General features: G+C 61.5%; 30 protein-coding genes. 11 read left to right on the top strand and 19 right to left on the bottom strand.

The features are described from left to right. Positions 1–21: 21 nt before the first annotated feature. The 7 genes from ALTER154_RS08580 to folE2 are packed head-to-tail and all read right to left on the bottom strand — an operon-like array spanning position 22 to position 5,313. Entirely contained in the window at positions 22–1,362 is a 1,341-nt protein-coding gene (locus ALTER154_RS08580) for a dihydroorotase (protein ID WP_160086238.1), read from the bottom strand. Beyond that, positions 1,355–1,603 carry a membrane protein insertion efficiency factor YidD gene (gene yidD / locus ALTER154_RS08575; RefSeq protein ID WP_218585079.1) on the bottom strand — a complete coding sequence of 83 codons (249 nt, stop codon included), beginning with the start codon at positions 1,601–1,603 and terminating at the stop codon, positions 1,355–1,357. The genes ALTER154_RS08580 and yidD overlap by 8 nt, the downstream gene beginning before the upstream one ends. Beyond that, a complete protein-coding gene (hisI, locus tag ALTER154_RS08570) occupies positions 1,600–2,007 on the bottom strand; it encodes a phosphoribosyl-AMP cyclohydrolase (RefSeq protein ID WP_160086234.1) in 408 nt (135 codons plus the stop codon). Before hisI ends, yidD begins: the two co-directional genes overlap by 4 nt. Continuing rightward, positions 2,004–2,876 (bottom strand): metal ABC transporter substrate-binding protein, encoded by an 873-nt coding sequence (locus ALTER154_RS08565; protein ID WP_160086232.1) that lies wholly within the window; start codon positions 2,874–2,876, stop codon positions 2,004–2,006. Before ALTER154_RS08565 ends, hisI begins: the two co-directional genes overlap by 4 nt. Positions 2,877–2,885: 9 nt before the next feature. Further along, entirely contained in the window at positions 2,886–3,707 is an 822-nt protein-coding gene (locus ALTER154_RS08560) for a metal ABC transporter permease (protein WP_160090072.1), read from the bottom strand. A gap of 41 nt (positions 3,708–3,748) precedes the next feature. Continuing rightward, complete coding sequence (locus ALTER154_RS08555; RefSeq protein WP_160086230.1) at positions 3,749–4,420, bottom strand: metal ABC transporter ATP-binding protein; 672 nt, start codon at positions 4,418–4,420, stop codon at positions 3,749–3,751. Beyond that, positions 4,417–5,313, bottom strand: coding sequence for a GTP cyclohydrolase FolE2 (gene folE2, locus ALTER154_RS08550; protein WP_160086228.1), 897 nt, complete (start codon positions 5,311–5,313; stop codon positions 4,417–4,419). The genes ALTER154_RS08555 and folE2 overlap by 4 nt, the downstream gene beginning before the upstream one ends. A 76-nt stretch (positions 5,314–5,389) precedes the next feature. Between folE2 and dksA the strand changes: the two genes are divergently transcribed. Genes dksA through ALTER154_RS08535 form a run of 3 tightly spaced genes read left to right on the top strand, consistent with a single transcriptional unit; the run spans position 5,390 to position 7,679 of the window. Next, on the top strand, positions 5,390–5,815 hold the full coding sequence (gene dksA / locus ALTER154_RS08545; RefSeq protein WP_372239921.1) for an RNA polymerase-binding protein DksA: 426 nt from the start codon (positions 5,390–5,392) through the stop codon (positions 5,813–5,815). A 14-nt stretch (positions 5,816–5,829) separates the two neighbouring features. Continuing rightward, entirely contained in the window at positions 5,830–7,035 is a 1,206-nt protein-coding gene (zigA, locus tag ALTER154_RS08540) for a zinc metallochaperone GTPase ZigA (RefSeq protein WP_160086226.1), read from the top strand. After that, entirely contained in the window at positions 7,035–7,679 is a 645-nt protein-coding gene (locus ALTER154_RS08535) for a DUF1826 domain-containing protein (protein WP_160086224.1), read from the top strand. Before zigA ends, ALTER154_RS08535 begins: the two co-directional genes overlap by 1 nt. Before the next feature lie 134 nt (positions 7,680–7,813). Here the strand turns inward: ALTER154_RS08535 and ALTER154_RS08530 are convergent, their stop codons facing one another. Continuing rightward, positions 7,814–8,167 (bottom strand): NADH:ubiquinone oxidoreductase, encoded by a 354-nt coding sequence (locus ALTER154_RS08530; RefSeq protein ID WP_090250956.1) that lies wholly within the window; start codon positions 8,165–8,167, stop codon positions 7,814–7,816. Positions 8,168–8,310: 143 nt separating this feature from the next. Here ALTER154_RS08530 and ALTER154_RS08525 point away from each other — a divergent pair, with 143 nt between their 5' ends. Beyond that, positions 8,311–9,348, top strand: coding sequence for a GTP-binding protein (locus ALTER154_RS08525; protein WP_160086222.1), 1,038 nt, complete (start codon positions 8,311–8,313; stop codon positions 9,346–9,348). Here the strand turns inward: ALTER154_RS08525 and ALTER154_RS08520 are convergent. Beyond that, positions 9,268–9,627, bottom strand: coding sequence for a hypothetical protein (locus ALTER154_RS08520; RefSeq protein ID WP_160086220.1), 360 nt, complete (start codon positions 9,625–9,627; stop codon positions 9,268–9,270). The two genes, ALTER154_RS08525 and ALTER154_RS08520, sit on opposite strands and share 81 nt — an antisense overlap. Before the next feature lie 114 nt (positions 9,628–9,741). Here ALTER154_RS08520 and ALTER154_RS08515 point away from each other — a divergent pair, with 114 nt between their 5' ends. After that, positions 9,742–10,620 (top strand): alpha/beta fold hydrolase, encoded by an 879-nt coding sequence (locus ALTER154_RS08515; RefSeq protein WP_160086218.1) that lies wholly within the window; start codon positions 9,742–9,744, stop codon positions 10,618–10,620. Between the two features lie 5 nt (positions 10,621–10,625). Continuing rightward, on the top strand, positions 10,626–10,985 hold the full coding sequence (locus tag ALTER154_RS08510; RefSeq protein ID WP_160086216.1) for a hypothetical protein: 360 nt from the start codon (positions 10,626–10,628) through the stop codon (positions 10,983–10,985). A 6-nt stretch (positions 10,986–10,991) separates the two neighbouring features. On the opposite strand, the gene ALTER154_RS08505 is transcribed toward ALTER154_RS08510, so the two are convergent. The 6 genes from ALTER154_RS08505 to ALTER154_RS08480 form a co-directional block, all read right to left on the bottom strand. Continuing rightward, the gene (locus ALTER154_RS08505) at positions 10,992–11,393 is read right to left on the bottom strand and encodes a DUF3301 domain-containing protein (RefSeq protein ID WP_160086214.1); all 402 of its coding nucleotides are present in this window, start codon (positions 11,391–11,393) and stop codon (positions 10,992–10,994) included. A gap of 48 nt (positions 11,394–11,441) precedes the next feature. After that, positions 11,442–12,980: a sensor domain-containing diguanylate cyclase gene (locus ALTER154_RS08500; RefSeq protein WP_160086212.1), complete on the bottom strand. Its 1,539-nt coding sequence runs from the start codon at positions 12,978–12,980 to the stop codon at positions 11,442–11,444. Positions 12,981–13,044: 64 nt separating this feature from the next. Continuing rightward, positions 13,045–13,530: an acyl-CoA thioesterase gene (locus ALTER154_RS08495; protein WP_090250937.1), complete on the bottom strand. Its 486-nt coding sequence runs from the start codon at positions 13,528–13,530 to the stop codon at positions 13,045–13,047. 63 nt (positions 13,531–13,593) lie between these two features. Beyond that, positions 13,594–14,325 carry an ABC transporter substrate-binding protein gene (locus ALTER154_RS08490; RefSeq protein ID WP_160086210.1) on the bottom strand — a complete coding sequence of 244 codons (732 nt, stop codon included), beginning with the start codon at positions 14,323–14,325 and terminating at the stop codon, positions 13,594–13,596. A gap of 55 nt (positions 14,326–14,380) precedes the next feature. Then, complete coding sequence (locus ALTER154_RS08485) at positions 14,381–15,748, bottom strand: glutamine synthetase family protein (RefSeq protein WP_160086208.1); 1,368 nt, start codon at positions 15,746–15,748, stop codon at positions 14,381–14,383. Between the two features lie 90 nt (positions 15,749–15,838). Next, on the bottom strand, positions 15,839–17,230 hold the full coding sequence (locus ALTER154_RS08480; protein WP_160086206.1) for an aspartate aminotransferase family protein: 1,392 nt from the start codon (positions 17,228–17,230) through the stop codon (positions 15,839–15,841). Between the two features lie 122 nt (positions 17,231–17,352). Here ALTER154_RS08480 and ALTER154_RS08475 point away from each other — a divergent pair, with 122 nt between their 5' ends. The 4 genes from ALTER154_RS08475 (at position 17,353) to ALTER154_RS08460 (ending at position 21,274) form a co-directional block, all read left to right on the top strand. Continuing rightward, the gene (locus tag ALTER154_RS08475; protein WP_160086204.1) at positions 17,353–18,123 is read left to right on the top strand and encodes an SDR family NAD(P)-dependent oxidoreductase; all 771 of its coding nucleotides are present in this window, start codon (positions 17,353–17,355) and stop codon (positions 18,121–18,123) included. A gap of 123 nt (positions 18,124–18,246) precedes the next feature. Beyond that, positions 18,247–18,900 carry a GntR family transcriptional regulator gene (locus ALTER154_RS08470; RefSeq protein ID WP_160086202.1) on the top strand — a complete coding sequence of 218 codons (654 nt, stop codon included), beginning with the start codon at positions 18,247–18,249 and terminating at the stop codon, positions 18,898–18,900. An 80-nt stretch (positions 18,901–18,980) separates the two neighbouring features. Beyond that, entirely contained in the window at positions 18,981–20,585 is a 1,605-nt protein-coding gene (locus ALTER154_RS08465; protein ID WP_160086200.1) for a tetratricopeptide repeat-containing response regulator, read from the top strand. Further along, positions 20,582–21,274, top strand: a complete 693-nt coding sequence (locus ALTER154_RS08460; RefSeq protein WP_160086198.1) for a sensor histidine kinase KdpD — start codon at positions 20,582–20,584, stop codon at positions 21,272–21,274. Before ALTER154_RS08465 ends, ALTER154_RS08460 begins: the two co-directional genes overlap by 4 nt. Positions 21,275–21,297: 23 nt before the next feature. Here ALTER154_RS08460 and ALTER154_RS08455 read toward each other — a convergent pair whose 3' ends face one another. The 3 genes from ALTER154_RS08455 to ALTER154_RS08445 form a co-directional block, all read right to left on the bottom strand. After that, complete coding sequence (locus ALTER154_RS08455; RefSeq protein WP_178126333.1) at positions 21,298–22,161, bottom strand: alpha/beta hydrolase; 864 nt, start codon at positions 22,159–22,161, stop codon at positions 21,298–21,300. Then, complete coding sequence (locus ALTER154_RS08450; protein ID WP_160086196.1) at positions 22,161–24,731, bottom strand: autotransporter outer membrane beta-barrel domain-containing protein; 2,571 nt, start codon at positions 24,729–24,731, stop codon at positions 22,161–22,163. Before ALTER154_RS08450 ends, ALTER154_RS08455 begins: the two co-directional genes overlap by 1 nt. 190 nt (positions 24,732–24,921) lie before the next feature. Beyond that, on the bottom strand, positions 24,922–25,332 hold the full coding sequence (locus ALTER154_RS08445) for an SMI1/KNR4 family protein (protein ID WP_090250916.1): 411 nt from the start codon (positions 25,330–25,332) through the stop codon (positions 24,922–24,924). Between the two features lie 131 nt (positions 25,333–25,463). On the opposite strand from ALTER154_RS08445, the gene ALTER154_RS08440 reads away from it, so the two are divergent. Beyond that, positions 25,464–26,057 carry a hypothetical protein gene (locus tag ALTER154_RS08440; protein WP_160086194.1) on the top strand — a complete coding sequence of 198 codons (594 nt, stop codon included), beginning with the start codon at positions 25,464–25,466 and terminating at the stop codon, positions 26,055–26,057. A gap of 3 nt (positions 26,058–26,060) precedes the next feature. Here the strand turns inward: ALTER154_RS08440 and ALTER154_RS08435 are convergent, their stop codons facing one another. Next, complete coding sequence (locus ALTER154_RS08435) at positions 26,061–26,429, bottom strand: VOC family protein (protein WP_160086192.1); 369 nt, start codon at positions 26,427–26,429, stop codon at positions 26,061–26,063. Positions 26,430–26,512 lie beyond the last annotated feature (83 nt).

The following is a 26,512-nucleotide window of genomic DNA, read 5'->3' as shown; positions in this document are numbered from 1 at the left end:
ACGGGTAAAGGATAGGCGAGGTCAGCCGCGTCTATAGCGCAGCGGCAAGCCCTCGCACTCGTCATGCACCTGCCCGTTGTGCCAGGCCAGTTGGCCAGAGACGATGGTGCTGCGTACGGCATGGCGGAAGGCGCGACCCTGGAAGGGCGTCCAGCCGCAGTGGGCGAGCACCGGGTCGGCTTCGACCGGGCGCGGTTCGGCCAGGCGTTCGATCAGTATCAGGTCGGCCCAGTAGCCTTCGCGAAGGTAGCCGCGTTGCTCGATGGCAAAGCGCTGTGCTATGGCATGGCTGGTTTTCTCGACCAAGGTGGTCAGGGGCAGCAGGCCGTCGGCCACCAGTTCCAGTAGGGCGGGCAGGGCGTGCTGTACCAGCGGCAGGCCGGACGGGGCCTGCAGGTAGGGGCGCTGCTTCTCCTCCAGGGTGTGCGGCGCGTGGTCGGTGCCGATGATGTCCAGCCGCCCGCACAGCAGGGCCTGGCGCAGGGCATCGCGGTCGGCCTGGGTCTTGATCGCCGGGTTGCATTTGATCAGGTGGCCGAGCGCCGCGTAGTCGCGGTCATCGAAGTACAGGTGGTGCGCGCAGACCTCGGCGGTGATCTGCTTGCCGGCCAGAGGGCCTGGCTGGAACAGGCTCAGCTCGCGGGCAGTGGTGATATGCAGCACATGCAGTTGGGTGCCATAGCGGCGGGCCAGGCTGACGGCGAGGCTGGAGGACTGGTAGCAGGCCTCGGCATCGCGGATTAGCGGATGCTGCTCGGCGGGAATCTGCTCGCCGTACTGTGCCTGCCATTGCTGTTCGCGTTCGCGGATGCGCGGCGTGTGTTCGCAGTGGGTGAGGAGGATGGTCGGGCAATCGCGGAACAGCCGTTCCAGCGAGGGCAGGTCATCGACCAGCATGTTGCCGGTGCTGGCCCCCATAAACACTTTCACCGCTGCCACGCGTTTGGGTTCGAGCGCTGCGACGATGTCGAGGTTGTCCTGGCTGACGCCAAAGTGGAAACCGAAGTTGGTTTTCGAGCAGTTGGCGGCGCGCCGCTCTTTGGCTTCCAACGCCTCCAGGTTAAGGGTCGGCGGGTTGGTGTTGGGCATGTCCATGACGCTGGTGATGCCGCCGGCCACTGCCGCCCGCGATTCCGTGGCGAAGCTGCCCTTGTGCGGCGCACCGGGATCACGGAAGTGCACCTGATCGTCGATCATCCCCGGCAGCAGAAACTGTCCGGCGGCGTCGATCTCAACCTTGGCATTCACGCCGGTCAGGCTGCTGGCGATGGTTTCGATGCGGCCGTGGCGCACCAACAGGTCGGCCTCAAACTCACGGCCTTCGTTGACCAGGCGCGCGTTGCGGATCAGCAGGTCAGTCATGGTGATGCTCTCGCGGGCAGTGTGTATGGGGCAGTGGGACCGGGTCGTAGCCGCCCGGATGCCAGGGGTGGCAGCGGCCCAGGCGACGCACGGCCAGCCAGCTGCCGCGCCGCGCGCCGTGACGCTCAAGGGCCTCGATGGCGTAGTGCGAGCAACTGGGATGGAAGCGGCAACGCGGCCCCAGTAATGGACTGATCAGGTACTGATAAAGCCGTACCAGGCTCAGCAGCAGACGCTTCATTGCGCCACGCTGATGACGCATACCCGCTTGTCGCGGATGGCGTTGTAGAAGCAGTTGGGTCGCCCGGTATGACAGGCCGGGCCCTGCTGCTCGACCAGCAGCAAAAGGGCGTCGCCGTCGCAATCCAGGCGTGCCTCCCGCAAATGTTGGCGGTGGCCGCTGGTCTCGCCTTTGCGCCACAACTGCTGGCGTGAGCGCGACCAGTAGCAGACCTGGCCGCTGGCGAGGGTTTCCGCCAGCGCTGTGCGGTTCATCCAGGCCAGCATCAGCACCTCGCCGCTGTCGTGCTGCTGGGCGATGGCGGCGATCAGGCCGTCGGCATTCCAGGGGATGGCGTCCAGGGCCTCGGCCAGTGGGCGGCTGTCGCCCAGCCCGGCTTGCTCCAGTTCAAGCCATAGGTTCATGGTTTGAGCGCAGCCAGCAGGGTGTCGAGGTTGTACTTGAACATGCCCAGGTAGGTGCTGGCCGGCCCTGCGCTGGCCAGGGCATCCGAGTACAGCGTGCCGCCGACCTTGGCTCCAGCTTCGTTGGCGATCTGCTGGATCAGGCGTGGGTCGCGGATATTCTCGACAAACACGGCCTTTACCCCGTCGGCGCGAATCTGCCGGATCAGCGCGGCGACCTCGGCGGCGGACGCTTCGTCGGCCGTGCTCAGGCCCAGCGGCGCGATAAATTTCAGGCCGTAGGCCTGGCCCAGGTAAGCGAAGGCGTCATGGCTGGTGATGATGGTGCGCTGCGCCGGGGGCAACTGGCCCAACCCGGTCTTGGCTTCTGCTAGCAGGCTGCGGATCTGCGTCAGGTAGGCATCGCGCCCGGCGTTGTAATGCGCGGCGTTGTTCGGGTCGGCCTGGACCAGCGCCTTGGCGATGTTCTGCACGTAAATTTCGGCATTGGCCAGGTTCTGCCAGGCATGCGGGTCGGCCACCTGCTGACCGTCCTCATCGAGCATCAGCGGCAGCACTCCGGCGCTGGCATCAATGCGTGTGCCAGGCGCTTCGCTGCTGTCGATTAGGCGCGCTAGCCACGGCTCGAAGCCCATGCCGTTGGCGATAATCAGGTCGGCGGCGAACACCGCTTTGGCGTCTTCGGCGCTGGGTTGGTAGATGTGAGCGTCGGCATCGGCACCGACAAGATTGCGAAGCTCTAGCTTATCTCCGGCAATTTGCTGGGTAATGTCGGCCAAAATGCTGAAGCTGGTAACAACCTTGAGTTTGTCCTCGGCGTTGGCGCAAAGGCTAAGGCTTAGGGTTAGCAGGGCAATCAGGATGCGCATGGTGGTTCCTCAATGAGCAGGCGATAAACGGAGTTGGCGGCGCAGCAGGCCATTTAGCGGCCCGAGCAGTACGGAACAGATGTAGGCCAGGCCAGCGAGCAGCACGATGCACGGGCCGCTCGGCAGGTTGGCGTAGTAGGAGAGCAGCAGCCCAAGCCAGACGCAGACCGCGCCGGTGAGTGCGGCGAGCAGCAACATGCGCGGCAGGCGGCGGCTCCAGAAACGTGCGGCGGCAGCTGGCAACATCATCAGCCCGACCACCATCAGCGCGCCGATGGCCTGAAAACCGACCACTAAATTGAGCACCACCAAACCCAGAAATAGCCCGTAGGCCAGCGGCCCGAAGCGGCTGACCCCGCCGAGAAACAGCGGGTCGAGGCTGTCCATCAGCAGCCAGCGGTAAATCAGGGCGAGCAGCAACAGGCTGCCGATGGACACCAGCAACATGCCGTTCAGGGTGGGCGGGTCCACGGCCAACACCGAGCCGAACAGCAGGTGCAGCAGGTCGAGCTTGTTCCCGGCCAGACCCAGCAGCAACACGCCGCTGGCCAGCGAAATCGGGTAAATGGCGGCCAGGCTGGCGTCTTCACGCAGGCCGGTGCGCCGCGTCACCCAAGCGGCGATTCCGGCCATGCCAAGGCCAGCGACCAGCCCGCCAATCGTCAACGCTGGCAGGCTCAGGCCAAACAGCCAGAAGCCCACTGCCGCGCCAGGCAAGATGCCGTGGGCAATCGCATCGCCCATCAGGCTCAAGCGCCGCAACACCAGAAACACCCCCAGTGGTGCGGCACTGATCGCCAGCGCCACGCCGCCCAGTAACGCGCGGCGCATAAAGGCGAACTCGACGAAGGGCGTCCACAGCAGTTCCAGGCTCACGCCACGTGCTCCAGCGGCGAGTGTTGGCCCATCAGCTCGCGAATCGGCGCGAAGATGCAGCCGCTGCGCGACACCAGCAGGGCGTTGTCCAAGTGCTGACTCATGTGACTGAGGGAATGGCTGACGACAATCTGTGTGCGGCCCTCTGCCTGCCAGCGGGCGATGTGCTGCCAGAGCAGAGTTAGACCGTGTTCATCCAGCGCCGCTTCGGGTTCGTCGAGCAACAGCACCTGCGCATCGGTCAGGCTCAGGCGGGCGAGCAGGGCGCGCTGCAATTCACCGCCGGACAACGCTTGCAGGCTGTGCTGGTGCAGCTCGCTCAGCCCCCAGTCGGCCAATGCCTGCTCTAAGCGCGCCTGACGTTGCGGGCGACCTAGGCGGTTGCGCCACAACCCGGCGCTGACCAGCTCCTGCAGGGTGATCGGGAATTGCCGGTCCAGCGCCTGCTGCTGCACCAGATAGGCCACGCCACCCAGGCGCGGCACGGCCAGTTCGACCTGCCCGCGCAAGGGCTGAACGATGCCCGCGATGACCTTGAGCAGGCTGCTTTTGCCACAGCCGTTGCTGCCGATCACCCCGGTCAGGCTGGCACGGGCCAGGTGCAGATTAAGCGGCGGGGTCAGCGGGTGACCCGCAGGACCCCATTGCAGGTTGTGGCAGTGGATCATGCCGGGCTCCAGTTCCAACGGCTGACGGCAACCGCATCGTGGGCGTGCAGACTTTCCGCGTGCACCACGCGTAGGTGAAAGGCGCTGAAGGCCGGTTGTTCGCGCAGGGCGCTGTGCAGGCGTCGGGCAGCGTCTTCGCAGAACATCAGGTTTTGTCCGTTGGCCAGGGCAAAGGCCTGCTCATCGGCGCGCTTTACCGCCGTCTGTACGGCGGTGCCGAGGGCCTGTTCAGCGGCGTCGATCAGCTCCACCAGCGGCAATGCTGTGCTGTCGGCGTGCAAGCGCACCTGCAAGGTGGCGTAGCTGCGCTGGCTGTGTGGGGTGGCAACGATGCCTTGAGGCGAACCGAGCCATGCCAGCACCTGTTCATGGCTGAGCGGCTGGTTGGCGAAGTCGTGAGCGAATTGCTGCTGAATCAACTGGCGGGCCAGCGCGGCTGAGCAGGGGCACGTTGAGGAATAGGCCACCTGCACCTGTAGTTCCACGTGAAACCCCCATGAATCCTGGCGTGCACGCACTTCGAAGGGATAGGACTTCCATCCGGACAACGGGCTGACCAGCGCCGGACGACTCAATAAGGCATCGCCGTTGAGGGTCACGCTGGCTTCTTGCGACAGGCCTTCGTGGCTGTGCAAAAAATTGTTGAGCAACTGTTGCAGCACGGCCGGGGTCAGGGGTTGTGCTTCCAACGCATGCAGCGCCAGGTACAGCCGCGACATATGAATGCCACGGGCGCTGGCGTCATCCAGGCTGACGCCAGCGCTGGCGCGGGCATTGATGCGTTGATCGGCCAGCAACACAGGCAGGGCAATGCCGCCCATGCCCACCCAGTCTAGGCGCTGTGCATGGTGGCTGGCCTGGCTGGCGATATCCGGCAGGGTGAGTGCATTCATCTGAAAATCCGAGGTGGCGGCGGGTGATAAATGTTATGTTATAACAATTGAAGCCGCATACCAGTGAATTCGCATCATGAGCACGACCCTGATTAGCCAAGAACAACTGCTGGCCCAGCCGGCAGATGACTACATGAACGACGCCCAGCAGCAGTTCTTTCGCGCACTGCTGTTGCAGCAGCGCAGCGAGTTACAGGCGCGCATCGCTGAGGAGTTCGAGGCCCTGCGCGAACGGGAAACCAGCAGCGACCCGGCCGATATCGGCAGCGCCGAGGAGCAGCGACAGTGGCAACTGCGCTTGCTGGAGCGGGAAAAAAAGCTGCTCGACAAAATCGACGAAGCCCTTGAGCGGCTGGCCCGTGGTGAATACGGCTGGTGCGTGGAGACCGGCGAGCCAATCGGTCTCAAGCGCCTGTTGCTACGGCCTACCGCCAGCCTGTGTATCGAAGCCAAAGAGCGTCAGGAACAACGCGAAAAACACCTGCGCCACGCAGAATTCTGATGGAGCCTGAAACCATGACCAATCGCCTTCCCGTAACCGTGCTGTCCGGCTTTCTCGGTGCCGGTAAAAGCACCTTGCTCAACGCCATTCTGAAAAACCGCCAGGGTTTGAAAGTGGCGGTGATCGTCAACGATATGAGCGAGATCAACATCGATGGCAGCGAAGTTCAGCGCGATGTAAGCCTGAACCGTGCCGAAGAAAAACTCGTGGAAATGAGCAACGGCTGCATTTGCTGCACCCTGCGCGAAGACCTGCTGGAAGAAGTCGGCCGCCTGGCCCGCGATGGGCGTTTCGATTACTTACTGATCGAATCCACCGGGATCAGCGAACCGCTGCCGGTGGCGGAAACCTTTACCTTCCGCGGTGAAGACGGCCAGAGCCTGGCCGATGTGGCGCGCCTGGACTGCATGGTGACGGTGGTCGACGGGGTGAACTTTCTGCGCGATTTCCACGAAGCAGAAAGTCTGGCCAGCCGTGGCGAAACCCTCGGTGAGGAGGACGAGCGTTCGATCACCGACCTGCTGATCGAGCAGGTGGAATTCGCCGATGTGCTGCTGGTGAGCAAGATCGACCTGATCAGCAGCCACGAGCGTGAAGAGCTGATGGCCATCCTCAAGGGCCTTAATACCCACGCCGAAATCGTGCCGATGGCCATGGGCGCGGTGCCGCTGGAGAAGATCCTCAACACCGGCCGTTTCGACTTCGAGCGCGCCGCCCAGGCACCCGGCTGGCTCAAGGAGCTGCGCGGCGAACACGTCCCGGAAACCGAGGAATACGGCATTGCTTCCACGGCTTACCGGGCGCGCAAGCCGCTGCATCCAGAGCGCTTCTTCAATTTCATCAACCGCGAATGGACCAATGGCCGCTTGCTGCGCAGCAAGGGCTTCTTCTGGCTGGCGAGCAAGTACCAGGAGGCCGGCAGCTGGTCCCAGGCTGGCGGTTTGATGCGCCACGGTTTTGCCGGGCGCTGGTGGCGCTTCGTGCCGAAAAGTCAGTGGCCGCAGGATGAGGAAGGCCTGCAGGCGATTATGAAAAACTGGCAAACGCAGACCGGCGACTGCCGCCAGGAACTGGTGTTTATCGGCCAGAACATCGACTTCGCCCAGCTGACCGCCGAGCTGGATGCCTGCCTGCTGACCGATGCGGAAATGGCCCTCGGCGTGGACGCCTGGCAGGCGCTGCCCGACCCGTTTGGCCCCTGGCATGAGGAGGCTGCCTGATGCTTGCAGCTGTTCTGAGGCAGCCGTTGCAGCAGGTCAGCAGCGAGCAGATCGACGTGCTCGGCGAGGTGCTGCGTGAGGAGGTCAATCTGGCCGTCTGGCAGCGCCAGTTGCCGGCGCAGATCAGCGATTTTGCCAGCGCCTTGCTGGCCCGGGGTGAGCCGCTGGGGCAATCCATCGTGCTCGAGTTGGCCAGCCCGGAGAGCACGCCGAACCTCAATGGCCTGGTCGATGGTTACAGCGATCTACCGGGTCAGGCGGCCTTTCTGCAGGATCTGAGTTGGTTGGTCGGCGCCTTTGCCTGCCTGTTCGACGCCAAACGCATCGGCCTGCGTCTGCGCATTCTCGACAAGGCCATGTGTCCGCGCTTTCACGTTGATCATGTGCCGGTACGGCTGATTACCAGCTACGCCGGGGTTGGCAGTGAGTGGCTGCAGGAGGGCGTAATGGCGCGTCGTCGCCTCGGCGACCCGGCCGCCGAACCCAGCGATGCCGCGTTGATCGAGCGCGCCGAGACCGGCCATGTGCTGCTGGCCAAGGGTGAGAAATGGATAGGCAACGAGGGCGGCGGCTTGATCCACCGCTCGCCGCAACCACCGGCCGGTGAGCGTCGATTGCTCTTGACCCTGGACTGGCTGGCTTAAATTTCAGACAAAAAAATAGGCTGCGGGGAAAGTAGCCTTAAGCACCAGAAAGGCACACCGGCGCGTGACCCGGTATGCAGGGGTGAGGTACCCAAGGCCACTAGAACATAGAGAGGATTACGCTTTGATGACGGCTAGCGCGCCATCCACACGCCCTTGCTCTGCTGCTCGCAGAAGGGCTTGAGGTAGGTGGCGTCGCTAGCAACGCCGTAATAATGCACATCCTGCTTATAGGGCGTGCCGCCCACCGTTGAGTTGCGGCATACACCGAAGGAGCCCATCGGGCACTGCTCGACAAACTCCACCTCGACCTTCTGGCCCTGCAGCTGCGGCTGACAGAAACCGGTGCGGAACAGGTTGGGCGGGATGCTACGGTTCTGCTGGCAGACCTTCACATCCAGGCGCTCGGCCTGGCTATGCACCACACAGGCTTCACCCCAGGCCAAGCCGGACAGTGTGAACAGGCTCAGCAGCAGAAAAACGCGCATCCATTGACCCTCTGAAAATATGCCGGCGACTCTAGCATGCTGTTTTTAATCAGTCTGCGTAGGCCCGCTCTAACGATGCTCTACACCGCTAGAATGGCCGCAGCAGGACTCTTCTTCTCGATAGACAGTGGCAAGCGCCGACCATGCTGAACAATATCCCTACTCACGTAATTGCCGGGCCGCTCGGCGCTGGCAAGACCAGCCTGATCCGTAATCTGCTGGCGCAGCGTCCGGCGCACGAACGTTGGGCGGTGCTGATCAATGAATTCGGCCTGGTTGGTTTGGATGCCGCGCTGCTGACCACCGACGACGATGGCGTGGCCCTAGGCGAAGTGGCGGGCGGTTGCCTGTGCTGCGTTAACGGCGTGCCGTTTCAGGTTGGCCTCGGCCGGCTGTTGCGCCAAGCCAAACCGCATCGCCTACTGATCGAACCGTCCGGCCTCGGCCATCCTCTGGTACTGCTTGAGCAACTGCGTGAAATGCCCTGGGCTGGGGTTTTGGCGGTGCAGGCACCGCTGCTGGTGCTGGACGCTCAGGCCCTTGCTGCGGGTGAAGCGCTGCCGGAGAGCCAGCAGGCGACGCTTAGCCGTGCCGGGCTGCTGCTGTTGAACAAGGCCGAAGACCTAGATGAAGCCACCAAGGCGCGCATCCAGGTGCAACTGCCCGCTCGCCCGATTTACTGGACCAGTCAGGGTTCCTTGCCGCTCGCAGCGCTGCCCGGCTTTAGCGCCCAGGCCGATAGCGAAGCTACGCCGGATAACCTGCCCACGGCTGCGGCGCCATTGCCGCAACTGTGGCGCAGCTCAAGCGAGCCGATCTGCCAGGTGCAGCAGCAGGCCGAAGGCTGGAGCATCGGTTGGCGCTGGCACCCCAGCCAGCAGTTCGAGCTGATGCGTGTACAAGAGTGGCTGAGCAGCTTGCCCTGGCGCCGCGCCAAGCTGGTGCTACACACCAACGCCGGCTGGCTGTCCGCCAACGCCCTCAACAGTGATGCCCTGCATTGGCAAAACAGCGAATGGCGCAAGGACTCGCGGCTGGAGCTGATTTTCAGCGAGGCGCAGGAGGTGTCGGCGTTGCAGGCCGGGTTCGCGTCCTGTGCATTAGCGCCAGAGCATTTCGGCCAGGCTGCCGAACAGCAGAATCAGCACAGCCACGGCGCTGATACGCAAAGCCAGGGGTGAGCTGACCCACTGCAACACTTGCTGTTTGGGTGCTTCGCGCAGTGCATGCCACTCTTGGCGGAACGCAGGGTCGATGCGCAGGGCAAATAGCCTGTCGCGGTACAGCAGGTGCCGAGCGTGGCTCATCTGGCTGTAAAGCGGCAGGCGAATAGCAAAGTGCAGTTCGCCGTCTGCGGCACGTCCCATGTCCAGTACATGGCAGTCGATGCCGGCGCTGCTGAGTTGTTCTTGCAAGTGCTCGATAAAGCCTGCATGACTGGATTCCAGTAAAACAAACACCCTGACGTCCTCCCTGATAGGTCTGCGGCCAGGATGCCGGAGTCAGATAGAACTGACGAGTCCTCTGGCGATGCGGATAATCCCCACCTGAATACGATCACGCAAGGCACGCTCATGCATCTCCACCCCTGGTCACACGACAGCAGCGCCGGCTTTACCTTGCGCGGTTGGCATTCACCGCCTTCGGGCAAGCCCGTGCTGCATTTTCTGCATGGCAACGGCTACTGCGGGCGGGTCTACACACCATTGCTGGCGCTGTTGGCCGAGGATTTCGACCTGTGGTTATGCGATGTACAGGGCCACGGTGAGAGTGATCACGGTGGCCGCTTCCACGGTTGGAACCGCAGCGCCGAACTGGCAGTAGAAGCTTTTAACGCCGGGCGTGAGCGGTTTGGCGATGCGCCGGCTTATGCCTTGGGCCACAGCTTTGGCGGGGTGTTGACCAGCCTGATCCTGGCCCAGCAACCGCAACTGTTTCAGCGTGCGGTGTTGCTTGATCCGGTGCTGTTCAGCCCAGCGATGATCGGCGTTATGGCGCTGTCCGATGTTGTGGGCCTGAGCCGGCGCACCACGTTGGCCAGCAAGGCGCTCAAGCGCCGCAGCAGCTGGCCAGATCGCGCCGCTGCGTATGACGCGTTGCATGGTCGTGGGATGTTCCGTGGCTGGACCGAAGAAGCGTTTGCCGCGTATATCCAGCATGCCTTGAAAGACAGCGACAAGGGCGCCGAGCTGCGTTGCCGGCCAAGTCGCGAAGCCGATATTTTCAGCTCCATGCCCAAGCGCCTGTGGCCGTCACTGGCCAAGGTGACGACGCCGACGCAGGTTCTTTATGGCGAGCGCAGCTACCCCTTTGTCGCTAAATCGGTGGCACGTTGGTGCGCCAGTAACGCCCATGTCAGCGCCCATGTGGTACCCGGCGGACACTGCTTTATGCAGGAGCACCCGACCGACAGCGCCGCGCGGGTTATGCATTTTTTGTTGCAGCGCGATTAAGCCCGATGAGCTGCCGTGAGGATGCCTGGCTGGCGCTCTCCGAGCTGTGGCTGGACACTGAGCTGGATGAGTCGGCGCTCCGATCTATCGCCACCCGGCTGCGCGCCAGTGGTTTGAGCCTGGATGAATTGCAGCAGATCTACGCGTATGAGGTTGCACCGCAGGTCTGGCTTAACCACTGGGCCGTCGCCGGGGTGTGGGAGGGGTTCGAGCCACAATGGCTGTTGGCGGGTTGCCGGTGCAATCAGTTGGGCGGGCGTTGGCATCGGTTGAAATGCCGCGTGCTACGCCGGCCGATGACCTACGGCTGTCGCGCTGAATGGCAGCAGATCTTGGCCTTTCTGGCTGATCGGGATTTTAACTAGTCGGCCTTAATGCGGCGTGTTGTTGTCCGAATCCTGACGCTGACTGCGCCACTGCTGCATCTCAATCACCTGAGCGCTGGGTGCCGGCGGTTCACGGAAAGGGTGCGGCGCCAGTTCGATACGCCCCAGCTGTTTGCCAAACAGGGTGATGCTGCCGACATGCCGCTGCTCGCCGGTGACGGTGAATTCGAAGCCATACACCCGCGCCAGGCGCTTGCGCCCGCGTGCATCGGGTAACAGGGCGAGCCGTCGCAGGGCGACATTCTCATCCAGCAACTCGATGTCGGATTTGACGCAATGTTGTTTCACCAACCCCAGTGCATGTTCACGCAGACCATGGGCATGCCACAGCCAGGCGCACGCGGTGGCGAACAGCATCAGCAGAAATACATCGAAGAGGTCGATCATGGCGGCTCCGGCGGCAGGAGGCTGAGCTTAACAGAGCCTGTCGTTCGCTTACGCATCCACGCAGATACGGTTTCGCCCCTGCGCTTTGGCGTTGTACAGCTGGTTGTCCGCGCGTTGCAGCAGCTGTTGCAGGCTGTCGCCGGGACGAGCGCAGGTCAGGCCCATGCTGACGGTGGCGTGCAACGGGCCCTGAACGGTGGCGAGGGGCTGCGTGTGCAGGGCATTGCGTAGGCGTTCCAGGCGCTGCTGCGCAGCGTTGAGGTCGCTGTCGGGCAGGAGGATGACGAATTCTTCACCGCCGAAGCGGGCGAACAGGTCGGTGCTGCGCGCCTGCTGCCGGCACAGCTCGCTGAACGCCACCAGCACCTGATCGCCGACGGCATGGCCGTACTGGTCGTTGACCCGTTTGAAGTGATCGAGGTCGAGCATCGCTAAGCACAGCGGGGTGCCTTGGCGTTGACTACGGCTCAGCTCGTGTTCGGCACGTTGCTGGAAGGCGCGGCGGTTCAGGGCGCTGGTCAGCGGGTCGGTGGTGGCGAGTTGGCGCAGCTGTTCTTCCAGAGCCTTGCGCTGGCTGACATCGCGGATCTCGGCGACCTGCTGCTGCGCTTCGGCCAGGCGCGCGATGCTCAGCTCGGCGGCGAATGGCTGGCCGTCCGCACGTTGAGCAAGCAGGTCGTGGGGACGACCATCAGCCTGTTGCAGCAGTTCGCTGAGCGGCTGTTGGCTGCTGCTGTCGAAAAGCCGCGATAGCGGTTGGCCGAGCAGTTGCTCACGGGTTTGCGCAAACAGCTGTTCCAGCTTGGGGTTGCTGTCGATGATGCGCTCGCCGTCGAGCACCATCACCCCGGCGTTGCTCACGCTCATCAGGCGTTCGAAACGTTCGGCGTTGGCAGCGGCCTGCTGGGCGTTACGCTGGCTGTCGGCGAGGATGCGGCGCATGGTCAGCAGCACCAGGCCGACCAAGGCCATAAGCCACAGGGGAATGCCGAAGTTGTAGGGCAGCAGGTAGCTTACCGAGCGCGTGACGTCGTCATGGACGATGCCTTGCAGGCCATCGTGCAGGCCGATCACGCCACGCAGCAGGGTGACCAGGGCATAACCCAGCAAGGCGATGGCGACAAACTGGCAGACGCCGCGCAGTTCCACCTCGCTGGGCGCACGCCATAGCGCCCAGCAGGCTTGCAGGGGCAGTAGGCCGCCAATGGCGGCGTACAGCGCGACGAGGTATTCCGAGTTGATGGGGCTGAGCCACCAGTGCCAGCTTAGGGCCAGGCTCATCAATCCGGCGCTGGCGGGTACGGTCCACCAGGGCAGCGGCAGGCCGAGAAAGCGGAACACGCCGAGCAGGATGATCGCCTCGCCGGCCAGTTGCAGGGCATTGCCAAGAATATTCAGCAGTTTGCTGCCACTGGCCATAAAACCCATGAACAGCAGGATGCCGATGATCAGGGTCCAGCTGCCCAGCATCCACAAACCGGGGCCACGGTAGGGGCGGGAGAAATACCAGAGCCCGCTGCAGGCAATGGCGTTCGCCAGCATCAGGTTCAGGCCCAGCAGCATGGGGGAGAAATACAGGCTTTCCATGGCCTTACTCGGTGTTATGCACGGGGCGTAATTGTGCCGCTGGCGTGTGGTGTTGTCTGCTCGTTCAGCTTTTTTCTTCGTTCAGTGCCTGGTAGCGCTGTTGCAGCTCGTGGCGGATCTGCCGGCGTTGCAGGGCCTGGCGCTGTCGCCGCAAGGCGTCCGCAGTGGTCGGTTCCAGGGCGGGAATAGGCACCGGCTTGCCCTGTTCATCCACCGCCACCATGGTGAAGAAGCAGCTGTTGGTGTGACGCACCGAGCGCTCGCGGATGTTTTCGGTGATCACCTTGATGCCGACTTCCATCGACGTACGCCCGGCGTAATTGACCGAGGCGAGGAAGGTCACCAGTTCGCCAACATGGATGGGCTCGCGAAAGATCACCTGATCCACCGACAACGTGACCACATAGCGCCCGGCAAAACGGCTGGCACAGGCGTAGGCGACTTCATCGAGGTATTTGAGCAGGGTGCCGCCGTGCACATTGCCGGAGAAGTTGGCCATGTCCGGGGTCATCAGTACGGTCATCGACAGCTGGGCGTTTCCGGGTTCCATAGCGGGCTCTGTGCTGGGTTTGTGGCAACCATAGCAGGTGCAGGGGCAGGCCCGCGCGGTTGATCAGGGCAAGTCGAACTGCTGGCGCAGCTGGTTGAGCATGGGGGCCTGCTCGCTCAGGAAGTGATCGAAGCGTTTGATCAGCTGGTCATACCGGTAACTGCTCAGGTGAAAGCTGGTGGTGATCTGCGGTAATTGCGGGTCACGCTGCAGTTGCTGCGGGGCGATGCCGAGCAGTTGCATATGGTGTTCCACCACCTGCGGGTTGGCGTAGATGGCATCCAGGCGGCCCCGTTCGAGCATGCGGATCAGGCTCTGGATGTCCTGCACTTCCACCAGTTCGATGCTGTGTTGATCCAACAGTGGTTGCCAGGCCTCGGCGGTAAAGCCGCGCACGATACCCACCCGGTTGATCGCATTCAGGCCCTGAGCGAGCTGCTCGCGGCGCACCACGGTGGCGTCGACGATCTCCACCACGGCTTGGCTGTAGTACAGCGGCTGGCCGTCACGGGCTTTACGGGGCCAGGCCGGATTATCGGGGAACAGCAGGTCGAGGCTATGTTCACCCAGCATATTGCGGTATAGACGGTTGACCGGTTGCGGGCGTAATTCCAGTTCAAGGCCTTCGTGCTTGGCGAAGGCCTGCAGCAGGGCGATGCAGTAACCGTCATAGGCCTGCCCCTCTACGGCCTTGTAGTAGGGGTAGTAGTCGTGGTTTTCCAGGCCAACACGCAGCGGCTCGGCCAGGGCAACTACGCTGTACAGCCAGCAGACCAGGATAATGCAGAGGCGCATGGGCCACTCCAGGGTGCTCAGATCCAATACAGCGTAGCCTGCGCCGCCGTTGTCGTCAGGCGTGGGTCAGGTACCAGCGCCAGTCCTGCTCGCCGACTTCGCCCATAAACTGGCGGAACTCGTTCCATTTGATCGCCAGGAACACCTTGAGGAAGTCCTCGCCGAGTGCGTCCTTGGCCCAGGCCGAGTTCTCCAGCGCGCGCAATGCCGTCAGCCAGTCGGTGGGCAGGGTTTCGCGGGCCTGTTCGTAACCGTTGCCGATGATCTCCTCGCCCGGATCGATCTGATTTTTGATGCCGTGATGAATACCGGAAAGAATCGCTGCCGCCGCTAGATAGGGGTTGGCATCGGCGCCGCAGATGCGGTGCTCCACATGTCGGCTCTTGGCCGGGCCACCGGGCACGCGGAACGATACGGTGCGGTTGTTAACCCCCCAGCTTTTGGCCAGCGGCGCGTAACTATTGGCCTGGAAGCGGCGGAAGGAGTTGGCGTTGGGGCAGAAGATCGCCAGGGCGTCGTTGAGCGTGGCCATCATGCCGCCGATGGCGTGCTTGAGCAGCGGCGTGCCGTATGGGTCTTCGGAAGCCATCAGGTTATTGCCTTCGGCGTCGGCCAGGCTGACGTGCATGTGCATCCCGCTACCGGCCAGGTCGCCGAACGGCTTGGCCATAAAGCAGGCCTGCAGCCCGTGCTTGTTGGCCACGCCCTTGACCAGGCGCTTGTAGCGCACGCCTTCATCCACCGCTTGCAACGCGTCGAAGCGGTGCTCCAGGGTCAGCTCCAGCTGGCCGGGCGCGTATTCAGAGATCGCGGTGCGCACGGGCAGGCCCTGCACTTCGCAGGCGGCGTAGAGGTCGTCGAGGAAGGCTTGCTGCTGCTCCAGCTCCAGCACGCCATACACCTGTGGCGCCTGCGGGCGCACGCCGTTGGCTTGCAGCGCCGGCTGCGGACGGCCATTGGCGTCGCGGGTCTTGTCCAGCAGGTAGAACTCCAGCTCGACCGCCATTACCGGGTGGTAGCCGTCGGCCTTGAGCCGGTCGATGGCGCGCACCAGCACATGCCGCGGATCGGCGGGCGCTGCCGGCAGGCCCTGGGTCGGATGCATGCTCACCTGTAACTGGCCGGTCGGTGTGCTGCGCCAGGGTTGCAGGGTCAGGCTGCCGGGCAGCGGGTAGGTCCAGCAGTCGGCATCGGCGACTTCCCAGACCAGGCCGCTTTCCTCCACGTCCTCGCCCTGAATGGTCAATGCCAGGATCGAGCTGGGCAGCGGTCGGCCGTTCTCATAAATGGCCAGCAGTTCATCGCGGTGCAGCAGCTTGCCGCGCGGGATGCCGTTGGCATCGATCAACATGAGTTCGATCAGGCGCACGTCGGGGTGGGCGGTAAGGAAATCGCGGGCTTCCTGGGGATTGGCGAATTGCATGGTGATTCTCACAGTGAGTCGTCATTTCGTGGGAGGCGCTTTAGCGGCGATTGTTGCGGCTGAAGCCCCTCCTACAGGCTGATCGATGAGTTACTCGCGGGCGCCGGGGATGGCCAGCAGTTCGGTCAGGGCCTGGTCGAGCATGCTGATCAGCTTGTCCACATCGTCCGCTGTGGTGCTTGGGCAGCACAGGGTCATGTTATGGAAGGGCGTGATCAGGATGCCGCGGTTGATCAGGTACAGGTGCAGGGCCATCTGCAGCTCGTCGTGGAACGCTGCTTCGGCTTCGGCGCCGGTCTTCGGCGACACCGGGCAGAACTGGAACTCACTGCGCGCGCCCAGTTCGGTCACCGACCATTGCAGGTCGTGCTTGCTGATCAGCGTGCGGAAGCCGTCGGCCAGGCGCTTGGCCAGCGGTAGCATGTGTGCGTAGGCGGCCGGGGTCATCACCTCTTCCAAGTTGGCGCGCATGCAGTGCATGGCCAGGGCGTTGGCCGACAGGGTGGTGCCCATGCCGCTGTGACCGTGGCCATGGCTGCCTTCGCTGGCGCGTTTGCGCGCGGCGGTCATGGCTTCGGCCATCGCTGCGCTACAGCCGAAGATGCCGCACGGTACGCCGCCGGCAATCGGCTTGCCGACCACGAAGAAGTCCGGGTCGAGGTTCCACAGCTTCGTGCAGCCACCTATATCGGTGGAGATGGTATGGGTTTCGTCGATGATCAGCAGCGCGCCGTATTTGCGGGTCAGCTCGCGGCACGTCTGCATAAAGCCCGGCTCAGGGAGGACCATGCCGATGTTGGTCATCGCCGGTTCGCAGATCAGGGCGCAGACGTCGCCCTGGGCCAGTGCGGTTTCCAACGCTGCCACATCATTAAACGGCACGGAGCGGCTGTACTGGGTCAGGTCGTAGGCCTGGCCAACCAGGCCGGAGCGCGGCACGGTTTCGCCGTCGATGCAGCGCACCATCACGTCATCCACGGTGCCGTGGTAGCAGCCGTCGAACACCAGTAATGTCTTGCGCTGGGTGATCGCGCGGGCCCAGCGCAGCACGTAGCGGTTCGAGTCCGTGGCGGTGGCGGTGACCTGCCAGAACGGCAGGCCGAAGCGCGCGGCCAGCAGCTCGCCGCAGACTACGGCGTCTTCGCCCGGCAGCATGGTGGTCAGGCCGTTGTTGCCTTGTTCGGCGATGGCCTTGGCGATCGGATCCGGCGAGTGGCCGAACATGGTGCCGGTATCGCCCAGGCAGAAGTCGATGTATTCGTGGCCGTCGACGTCATAGAAGCGTGCGCCCTTGGCCCGCTCGACAAACAGCGGCACCGGGGTCGACCAGTCGGCCATCCAGTGCATCGGTACGCCGCCGTATAGGGAGTTACGTGCGCGCTCGGCCAACGCCACAGATTTCGGGTTACGCGCGATAAAGCGTTCACGCTCACGTTGGGCGAAGGTTTCTACGGCGGATGGGTGGATACCACTGGCAGTCATGTTGAACACCTCGTTCGAATATCTGCACATGCTATTTTGTGATCACAGAAAACTCAAGCATTGGTTTTATTAGGCTTTATTGCTAGATTATCGCCATATTTGTGATCACAGGATTCTATGAAATGGTCTTTCAACAGCACGTTGCGTTAATCAGCGGCGCGGGCAGTGAATCCGGTATCGGTCTGGCGATCGCGCGCCGGCTGGGCCGTGCCGGTGCGCGAGTGTTATTAACCGCCAGCAGTGCGCGGGTCGAGCAACGGGTCGCTGAATTATGTGCAGAAGGTATTCAAGCACGGGGTCGCGCCGCTGACCTCACTGATGAGCAGCAGGTCGCTGAATTACTCGACTGGGCCCACGCACAGTGGGGGCAGATCGACATTCTGGTGAACAATGCCGGCATGGCCATGCAGGGCAGCCCCGAACCGTTTGCCGAGTTGGCGGACATGGACCTGGCGACCTGGAACCTGTCCATCGCGCGCAACCTCGGCACGGCATTCTTGCTCACGCGCGCGGTCCTGCCAAGCATGCGTGCACGCGGCTACGGGCGCATCGTCAATATCAGCTCGACCACCGGCACCCGTGGCAGCAACCCTGGTGAGGCGGCCTACAGCGCGGCCAAGGCTGGCATGCTCGGCCTGTCCATGGGGCTGGCGCTGGAAGTGGCCAAACAGGGCATTACGGTCAACAGCGTGGCGCCGGGTTGGATTGCCACCGGCTCCAGCACCGACGAAGAACGCCATGCCGCCGAGTACACCCCGCTGGGTCGCGCCGGTCGCCCCGAAGAAGTCGCTGCCGCCGTGGCCTTTCTTGCGTCACCGGAAGCCAGTTACATCACCGGTGAAGTGCTGGTGGTGGATGGCGGGAACTGCCTGATCGAAAACAAGACGCCGTGAACCAGTAGAATTCATTCCGCCGCTCAATTGTGGCGCTCTTCGTTAGAAGGAATACCCATGCGCAACTGCTCGCTGACACTTGCCCAACTCCCTGCCCCGCCGGCACAAGGATGCTGCTGAACCATGGCCGATAACCTGCAGGATCAGCTCTACCAACGTATTCGAGAAGGTTTGCTGGCTGGGCGCTTTCAGCCCGGTGAGCGCTTGAAAATCCGTGATCTGGCTGCCGAGTGGGGCACCAGCCCGATGCCGGTACGTGCCGCCTTGCAGCGGCTGGTCGCCGAGGGTGCGCTGGAAGGCGAGCCACAGCGCTCGGTGCGCGTGCCGCCGATGACCCGCGAGCGTTACCAGAACATTTTCCAGGTGCGTCTGGGCCTTGAAGGCTTAGCTGTAGAGCTGGCCACCCCGCGCCTGACTGCGGCCAACCTGACCGAGTTGCGCGAATGCGTGGCGCGCATGGATCAGGCCATCGAGCAGCGGCAGGTGCAGGCCTATCTAGATGCCAACAGCCAGTTCCACCTGCACCTCTACAGCGCTTGCGGCAACCCGGTGTTGCTGCGCTCAATCGAGTCGTTGTGGTTGCAGGTTGGGCCGTTTTTCAACCGATTGTTCACCGGTGCCGATCTGTCGCTGCGCCTCAATGACTTTCACGAGGAAGCCTTTGCCTCCATCGAAGCCGGCGATGCCAAGGCTGCGCGCCAGGCCATGGAGCAGGACCTGACTTACTTCGCGCGCTTTCTGCTCAACCTGCTCGACCTTGAGCCGGGCCAGCGTTGACTGGATGCTGAAGCGCTGGCAGCTCGATAGCCGACAACTACACTGATGCGATTCTGAGACGACAGTACAAGGGCTCTTCAATGCTGGATTACGGCAGTAAACGCATTCTGATCGTCGATGACTTCACCGACTTTCGCAGCTCGCTGAAGGCCATGCTGCGCGATATGGGCGCGCGGGATGTGGACACCGCCGACCGCGGCGAAGAAGCCCTGAGCATGTGCCGCAACAAGCGCTACGACATCATCCTGCACGACTACAACCTGGGTGGCGGCAAGAACGGCCAGCAGGTGCTGGAAGAGTTGATCGCCGGCAAGCTGATCAGTCATCAGTGCATCTTTGTCATGGTCACCGCCGAAAGCAGCCAGGCCATGGTCCTCAGCGCTCTTGAGCATGAGCCGGATGCCTACCTGACCAAGCCGTTCAACCGCGCCAGCCTCGATCAGCGCCTGGACAAGCTGGTGGAGCGCAAGACTGCGCTCAAGGGCATTCTTCAAGGCCTCGACAAACAGGACCCAGCCGCCGTACTGGATGCCTGCAAAACCCTCAGCCAGCAGGACAAGCGCTACCTGCCCTTGTGCCAGCGCTACCAAGCCACGGCGCTGCGTGAGCTGGGGCGTCTGGATGAGCTGGAGCAGCTGCTCAATGGCGTATTGGCCGAGCGACCGTTGCCCTGGGCGCAGGTGGCGCTGGCCGGCCTGATGCACAAGCGCGGCGAGTTGAGCCGTGCGCAGAGCCTCTACGAGAAGGGTTTGCAGCTATTCCCGATGATGCCGGCACTGTACGACGGCCTGGCCGCCGTGCTGCTGGCGCAGGGCGAGAGCCAGCGCGCTCAGCAAGCTCTGGAAGATGCGGTCAAATTGGCTCCGCTGGCGATTCGCCGGCAGATGCAGCTGGGCAAACTGGCCTTGGATAACCAGGACTTCGACAGCGCCGGCAAGGCCTATCGACAAGCCATGGAGCAAGGTCGCACCTCCAAATTCAAGAGCCCGGAAAACTACCTTGGTCTGGCCCAGGCGATCACCGCCCAGGCCGGTGACGGCTCGCTCGATAAGCGCTTGCAGATCGAGGTCAGTCAGGCCCTCGGTGAGCTGGATAAAATCTATGCCCATGACCCCAATGTGCAGGTGCGCTCACGCCTGGCTTTGGCCAGCAGCTTGAATAAATCCGGCGAGCCCAAGCGTGCTGCGCAACTGGCTGCGGAAGCTGCTGCGGCGATGGAAAAGCTGCCGCAGCTGTTTGCCGCCGATACTGCCCTCAGCGTCGCCAGCCAGCTGCGCGCGCTGGGCCAGACGGCAGCCAGTGATGCCTTGCTGAAAAGCTGTGTCGAGGTATACGGCGACGACCCGCAGGTGATGCAAGGCGTGGCCCGGCAGACTGACAACGCCGAGATTCTCTCTGGCGGCAAAGAGGCCGTGGAGCTCAATCGCCAAGGTGTGCGCTGCTACCAGCAGAAGCAGTTCGACGAGGCGCTCAGGCTGTTCCGACAGGCCTTTGCCCTGCAACCGAAGAACATCAGCATCGCCCTCAATACCGCGCAATCGCTGTTGCAATCGGCCAGCGGCGAAGCGTCTGCTGCTTTACTCGAGGAGTGTCGGCGTTGCCTGGCCGTGGTCAGCCAGATGCCCGAGACGGATGCCCGGCATGCGCGTTACCTGCAACTGCAACGGCGAGCGTCCGGCCAATGAGTGATTCCCCCGGAGGACTGGACTTCTCCACGGTGATCGCCTCCACCGTACACGACATGAAAAACTCCCTGGCTATGCTCACCCGCGCCCATGCGCAGTGGCAGTCGCAGCTGCCGCCTGAGCAGCAGCAGGCCAGCGAGCAGGGCGTGATCGAGTACGAGTTTGCCCGCCTCAACGGCATGCTGGTGCAACTACTCGGCCTGTATAAGCTCGGCGTCAACCAGTTGCCCATGCGGCCCGGTTATCACGAGGTTGAGGATTTTCTTCAGTCGCAGCTGGCGCGGCACTTCGAGGTGCTGCAAAGCCGGCAGATCAGCGCTCGCTGCGAGGTGGAAAGTTTCGATCTGATGGGTTTCTTCGATGAAGAACTACTTGGCTCGGTGGTCGCCAACATCATCACCAACTCCATCCGTTACGCCCACAGCGCCTTGCTGATTCGGGCCTGGGAGGAAGGCGGCAAGCTGGTGCTGGCGATCTGCGACGACGGCCAGGGCTACCCGCAGGAGATGCTCAGCCAGCAATCCAACTACGTCCTCGGCCTCAAGCACAGCACCGGCAGCACCGGCCTGGGCCTCTACTTCGCCGGTCGCATCGCCGAGCTGCACGAACGCCAGGGCGTACGCGGGCATATCGAGTTGGCCAACGGCGCGCCTCTGGGTGGTGGGGTATTCAGGATTTATCTGCCCTGAAGCATCGAAGATTGTTCGGGCTTCTATAGGTTTGATCCACTACTACAGTCGAGTGGTATAGCCCGCCAAACCTCCCAGGCTTGCTGCCAGCCCGCATTGTGGCTGATGTTTGGCAGCACCATGCTTTGAAGGCATTCTGCTGAGCCAAGTTCGTTGAGGTAATGCTGCATAAGCACGGGAGGTGTGATGTGATCATCTGCCCCTGCTATATGTCGCTGCGCAATTTTGGCCAGTTTTTTGCGTTGATCCAGTGGTTCTAGAGAGCCTGTCAGCGGGCTGAGTTTCAGCTTCCGTGTCCAGGTTCGCGGGCTTAGGTTGCCAGCTAAAGTTTGTACCTGCTCTACATCATCACGTTTAACAGCCAGCAACAGCGCCAGGGCTGCGCCGCCAGAGTAACCAATCAGTTCAAATTCTTGATTGCCATAGCGTGATTTGATCAACGTGAGGGCATGGTCGAGGCTACTCAGAATTTCAGGAGCAAAACGCCGGTTTGTCCATATCGCGGTTGAGCAGTTCGTTGATTTAAAAAACTGACAAGGACGTGCGAGATAAATGCTGGGTGTTGGATCACTGAACGCGAGTTGTGCGGTCAGTAGGTTACGTGGGCTAGGATCCAGGCTGGGCTGGCGAGCAGTGGCCCAGGCGTGACCATCACCTTCTAGATAGACGCGAATTCGTGACGCGCTAGGGCGCATTGTTGGGGCACCCAAAACCAGGGGAAAGGGGTGTGTGGGAATTATTTCTAATTGCCGATCATGCTGTTCAGAGAGGTGCTGCAGTGTTTGATACGGTGACTGGCAACCACTCAGCGTGGCACTAACCAGCAGTGCCACGCCATGCAGCCAAACACCGACCCGCATGCGCGAGCCGAGGTTTTTACGCTTCATCAGAAGTCGTAGCGTACTTTTGCGGTGAAGGTGTCAGCATTGAAATCAGACTTACCAAGGTAGTCATAGCTGGCGCCCACAGTCATCGCGCCCAAGCGGTAGTCCACACCCACACCGGCCTCATAGCTGTTGCGCGCTGGCTTAGCGCCCGAGGTGGCAAAAGGCGTACCGCCTAACACGAAAGTAGAGGTGCTAGAGGCTTGGTCTGCAGCGAAATCATGGTATGCCATCAGCTTGGCTTGCGGCTCAATGGTGCCTTGACCCAGCGGATAGTTGGCGGCAACACGTACACCAGCACCCAGATCTAAGACTTCATAACGCTGGTCTTTGACCTTAAGCGCAGCAGACGAGCCCTTCTCACTGAAACCGTCGATATCCACCATGCTGTAACGGGCTGCGACGCGCGGCTCGATCAGCAGTTCATTGCTGATGTTATAGCTGTAGCCACCGACCAGATTCACACCCAGCAGATTACTGTCGTAATTACCTTTGGCGGTGGTGCTGGCGATGTTTCGCTGGCTACCGTTATCGTTGATGCCGTAAGTCAGGCTGCCGTCTGCAAAGTAGTTGCCGTGCTCAAAGCCGCCGTACAGGGTGAAGGCGTGGCTATCGACTTCGGTGGTGTTGCCGTTATCGCTGTTGACGTCGGTATTGAGGAAGCTGTACGCCAGACCCAGAGTCACCTGCTCGTTCAACTTGCCATCAGCACCCACTGCGATACCGCGGCTGTAAGCGTTGTAGCCGGTAATGCCATCGCGTAGGTCTTGGTTGGCGTCGCTGTAGAGGGTTTGTACCCAGACGCCGGTCTCTGTGAAGGCGTCGCCGGAGGACAAGCCCTGGCGTGCGCTACTGGTGCGGCTGCCGGTCACGTTGCTGATCAGTGCTTGGCCCGAAGTGGCCGCTTGGGTGGCGCCACCGTTGGACTCCGGAGCAAGTTGTTCAGCTAGTTTGGCTAGTGCGGCCGGGTTTTGCGAGGCTGCAATAAAGGCCTGGCGTACTGGATCGCTCGGATTGCTTTGTGCCAGCTGATTTAGGACGAGTTGGCTGAAAGCCGCGCCCGCAGCTTGCGCGTTACTCGAACCGCCATTGTTACCGATGACTTGGCCAACTTCGCCCACGCTCTTGCCCGTGACTTTGGCTACAACCTGATTACCTTCTACTGCAAAGGTATCGACGTTCAACAAAGACGAACTGCTAACAACGCGCAAGCCATTATCGTCAATCTCAGCGGCTTGAATAAGCTTGTAGTTAGAGCCTTTGGCAGTGAAGTCACTGTCTTTGGCCGCCAACTTGATTTGAGCACCGTTGCCGAACTCGGCCGTACCAGACACGTCAAGGATAGCCTTGCTTGGGTCGGTTGCGTTGCTCAGGCTCATACCCAGCGATGAGTTGCCGGCGACATAGATATTTCCATCGATGCTGGTGTGGGTTTGTCCCAGTTCGAGGTGGCCGATGATTTGATCGGACACGCTGCCCACATCGATCCATCCACCGTTTTTCATGCGAATATTCGCGCCGTCGGCAGTTGCGTCGGTTCCTTTAAAGGTCACGTTACCGAGGATCTCGATATTGCTCAGATCGATCAGGTTGCCAGTGATGGTGCCGGCTTCCCAGTCTAAGTAAACAGGGTCAGTGGCTTCTGACGCGTCGATGGCTTCATCTTGAGACGTGATGGTACCGCTGTTGCGGATTCTCAAGGGGAAGGGATTGTTCTGACCGTCGATATCAAAGCCGCCGATCTCGATTGCCGCATCCGTAGCTTCAATCAATCCAGTGTTGATCACGTGTGCTGCGGAACTGGCGAAGCTTACGCCGTCGAGCATCATGCCTACCGCGTTGTCGCCTTGGGCGATGATGCTGCCGTGGTTTTCGATACCGCCGATGTCTACTCGGTCGTTCGCGTGTCCGTTTTCGTTGGAGGTAGCATCAATTGCCGTAGCTTCTGCTCCGCTGACCTGAATCAGCCCGTGGTTGATCAGCTTGCCGTTGATTTGACCACCTTCCAGCAGGATACCGGTGGCATGACTGCCTTCGGCAATGATCTTGCCTGAGGTGGCATTTATAAGGTCGCCATATAGCTCAGACTCGCCGGAGAACTCCAGCGCGCGAACGCCATCGCCATCAAGCAACCCACCTTTAGCGCTGAGTGTGCCTTGGTTGAGGAGATTACTCTCAATGAGCGCAGGGTCAATAAGCATGGCGGCGGAGCCGTCACCTACGACCGAGATGCTGCCTTGATTGATCAGGCTGCCCTTGATCATAGTTCTTGGGCCAAATGGCGCCGGATCTTCGCCAGACATTGACAGATCCAAACCATCGGCATTTGCACCGTTGGCGTTAATAACCGCGTTTAGTGTCAGGTCACCATTAATGGTAGCGCTGTTGAGCTCAATGGCATCTAGGTCGCTGTTGTTGCTTGTAAATGAGCCGGTTATCTCAACGCTTTCGCTAAATGTTTCGTCATTTTTCTCAATACCTGCATTGTTCAGAACTAGAGACTCTGCGTACACAGGCAAAGTAGCGGTAACAGCGAGAGCAAGAAGAGTCTTACGGAACGATGTGGGGCTCATTGTTTCTTCCTTAAAAATACGGGCAAGTATCCGCATCCATGCGAAGCAAAGGGGGGAGGGGCTTGGAGGGTTGTGTGATGGCTCTTGGCCATGCATGAATGCCGCGGCACTCTAACAAAATGGCTTGCGTGTGGGTATTAGATATTTGGCGCCATAAATACGTGCTTCATATCTGGGTTCTTTCACGAGCTTAGCTCTCAAGCCAGACGTCACGCACCCAGTGCCAGACCGACTCCCAGGTTTCGTCTTCGTTGATTTCGCCGGTTTCCGCTTCCCACAGCAGCACGGTGCCGTCTTCTTCGACCACGTAGTAGTTGCCGTGGTCTTCGCACAGCGGCACGAATTCGCGCGGTACGCCCAGGGACCAGGCGGTGGCGGCGACTTCCGGTAGGTAGGTATGCGATTGCGGGTCGCTGGCGGTTACCGGTTCCAGGCGGCCGTAGACTACATCGCTGACCTGCAGCAGGTATTCGCGCAGGGCGAAGGGCAGATGGATAAGGATCTGCTCCTGAATCTCCACCAGGGTTTCTTCTTCCGGCAACTCCAGCGGGACGGGCACCGGCTCGTTGAGTTCGCGCAACTGTTCGATGACTTCTTCCACGGGGTTGGCCTCTTTTGCAGGTAATACGGGAGCGTCTTATACCTTAGACGGGTCTAAGCAAAAAGCTGGCACAGTGCTATTGTTCATGTGGACAGTGCGTCAATTTTTGAACGTCATTAATTGGTCGAGTCATGAAAAGTGAAACGCAAGAACCCGAAGGCGGTGCGCTCAGCGAGGAGGAGCGACTCCAACTGCTGACCACCGCTGGCAAGCGCAACCGGCTGTTTATCCTGGCGTTGGCCGGGGTGCTGGGTAGTCTGATGCTGGTTTCGGTCGGGCTGAATATTCACAGCGTGTTTAGTGCCGGTGATGGGCCGCGTATTCAGGCGCTGGAAAAACAGCTCCTGCAGCTTGAGCAGCAACTGGCCGTGCAGCAGACCGCATTGAGCAATCAGGAAGAGCTGTTGGCCAGTCAACAAGCCTCACAACTGACCGGGTTATTTGAGCGTGCGGAGAACCCAGACACCATCGCTGAAGTGAGCAAGGTATTGCAGGCTCAGGAGCGTGATTATCAGCAAGTGATGCAGGGGCTGAAGGCCGGTATGCGTGATTTGGCCAACATGCTGCCGGGCTCGCGCAGCTGGCTGGCTGATTACAATGAAATGATTGATCGCGCGGAACTGAACAGCCGTCAGCGCCGTGAAGAAATCCAGGCGTGGAGTGAAAAGGCCCAGCAGCCAGCCCCGGCGGCCAAGCCACCGGGTACGAGCGTCGATCCGGGCTAGCGGTTAGCCCATGTGGAAGAAGGCCAGTTTATTGCCGTCCGGGTCACGGAAATAGCCGCCATAGAAGCCCGGTATGCGTTCGCCCGGCGCCCCTTCGTCGCTTGCGCCTAACGCGATGGCTTTGGCGTACAGTTTGTCCACACCCTCGCGTGATCCGCCAGGCAGCGCGATCATCTGGCCATTGCCTGGCGTCGGTGCTTGCTTGTCATGGGGAATACAGATGGCAAACATCGGCTGCCCCTTGGCGATGCCATAGAACGCGATGCGGCCCAAATCCATGACGATTTTGGCACCCATCTCTGCCAGCAAAGGGGTGTAGAACGACTTGGCTTTTTCCATGTCGGTGGTGCCCACAGTGGTGTATCCGATCATTGCTTAATCCTCAGGGTGGTGTGCTTGGCGCGGATCAGATTGCACTTTGAGTAGGCCGCGCGCCAGTCCATACAGTTGCTGAA

This window comes from Pseudomonas sp. 9AZ (genome assembly GCF_902506525.1).
Lineage (GTDB): Bacteria > Pseudomonadota > Gammaproteobacteria > Pseudomonadales > Pseudomonadaceae > Aquipseudomonas > Aquipseudomonas peli.
This window is presented reverse-complemented; position numbering and strand designations above follow the sequence as displayed.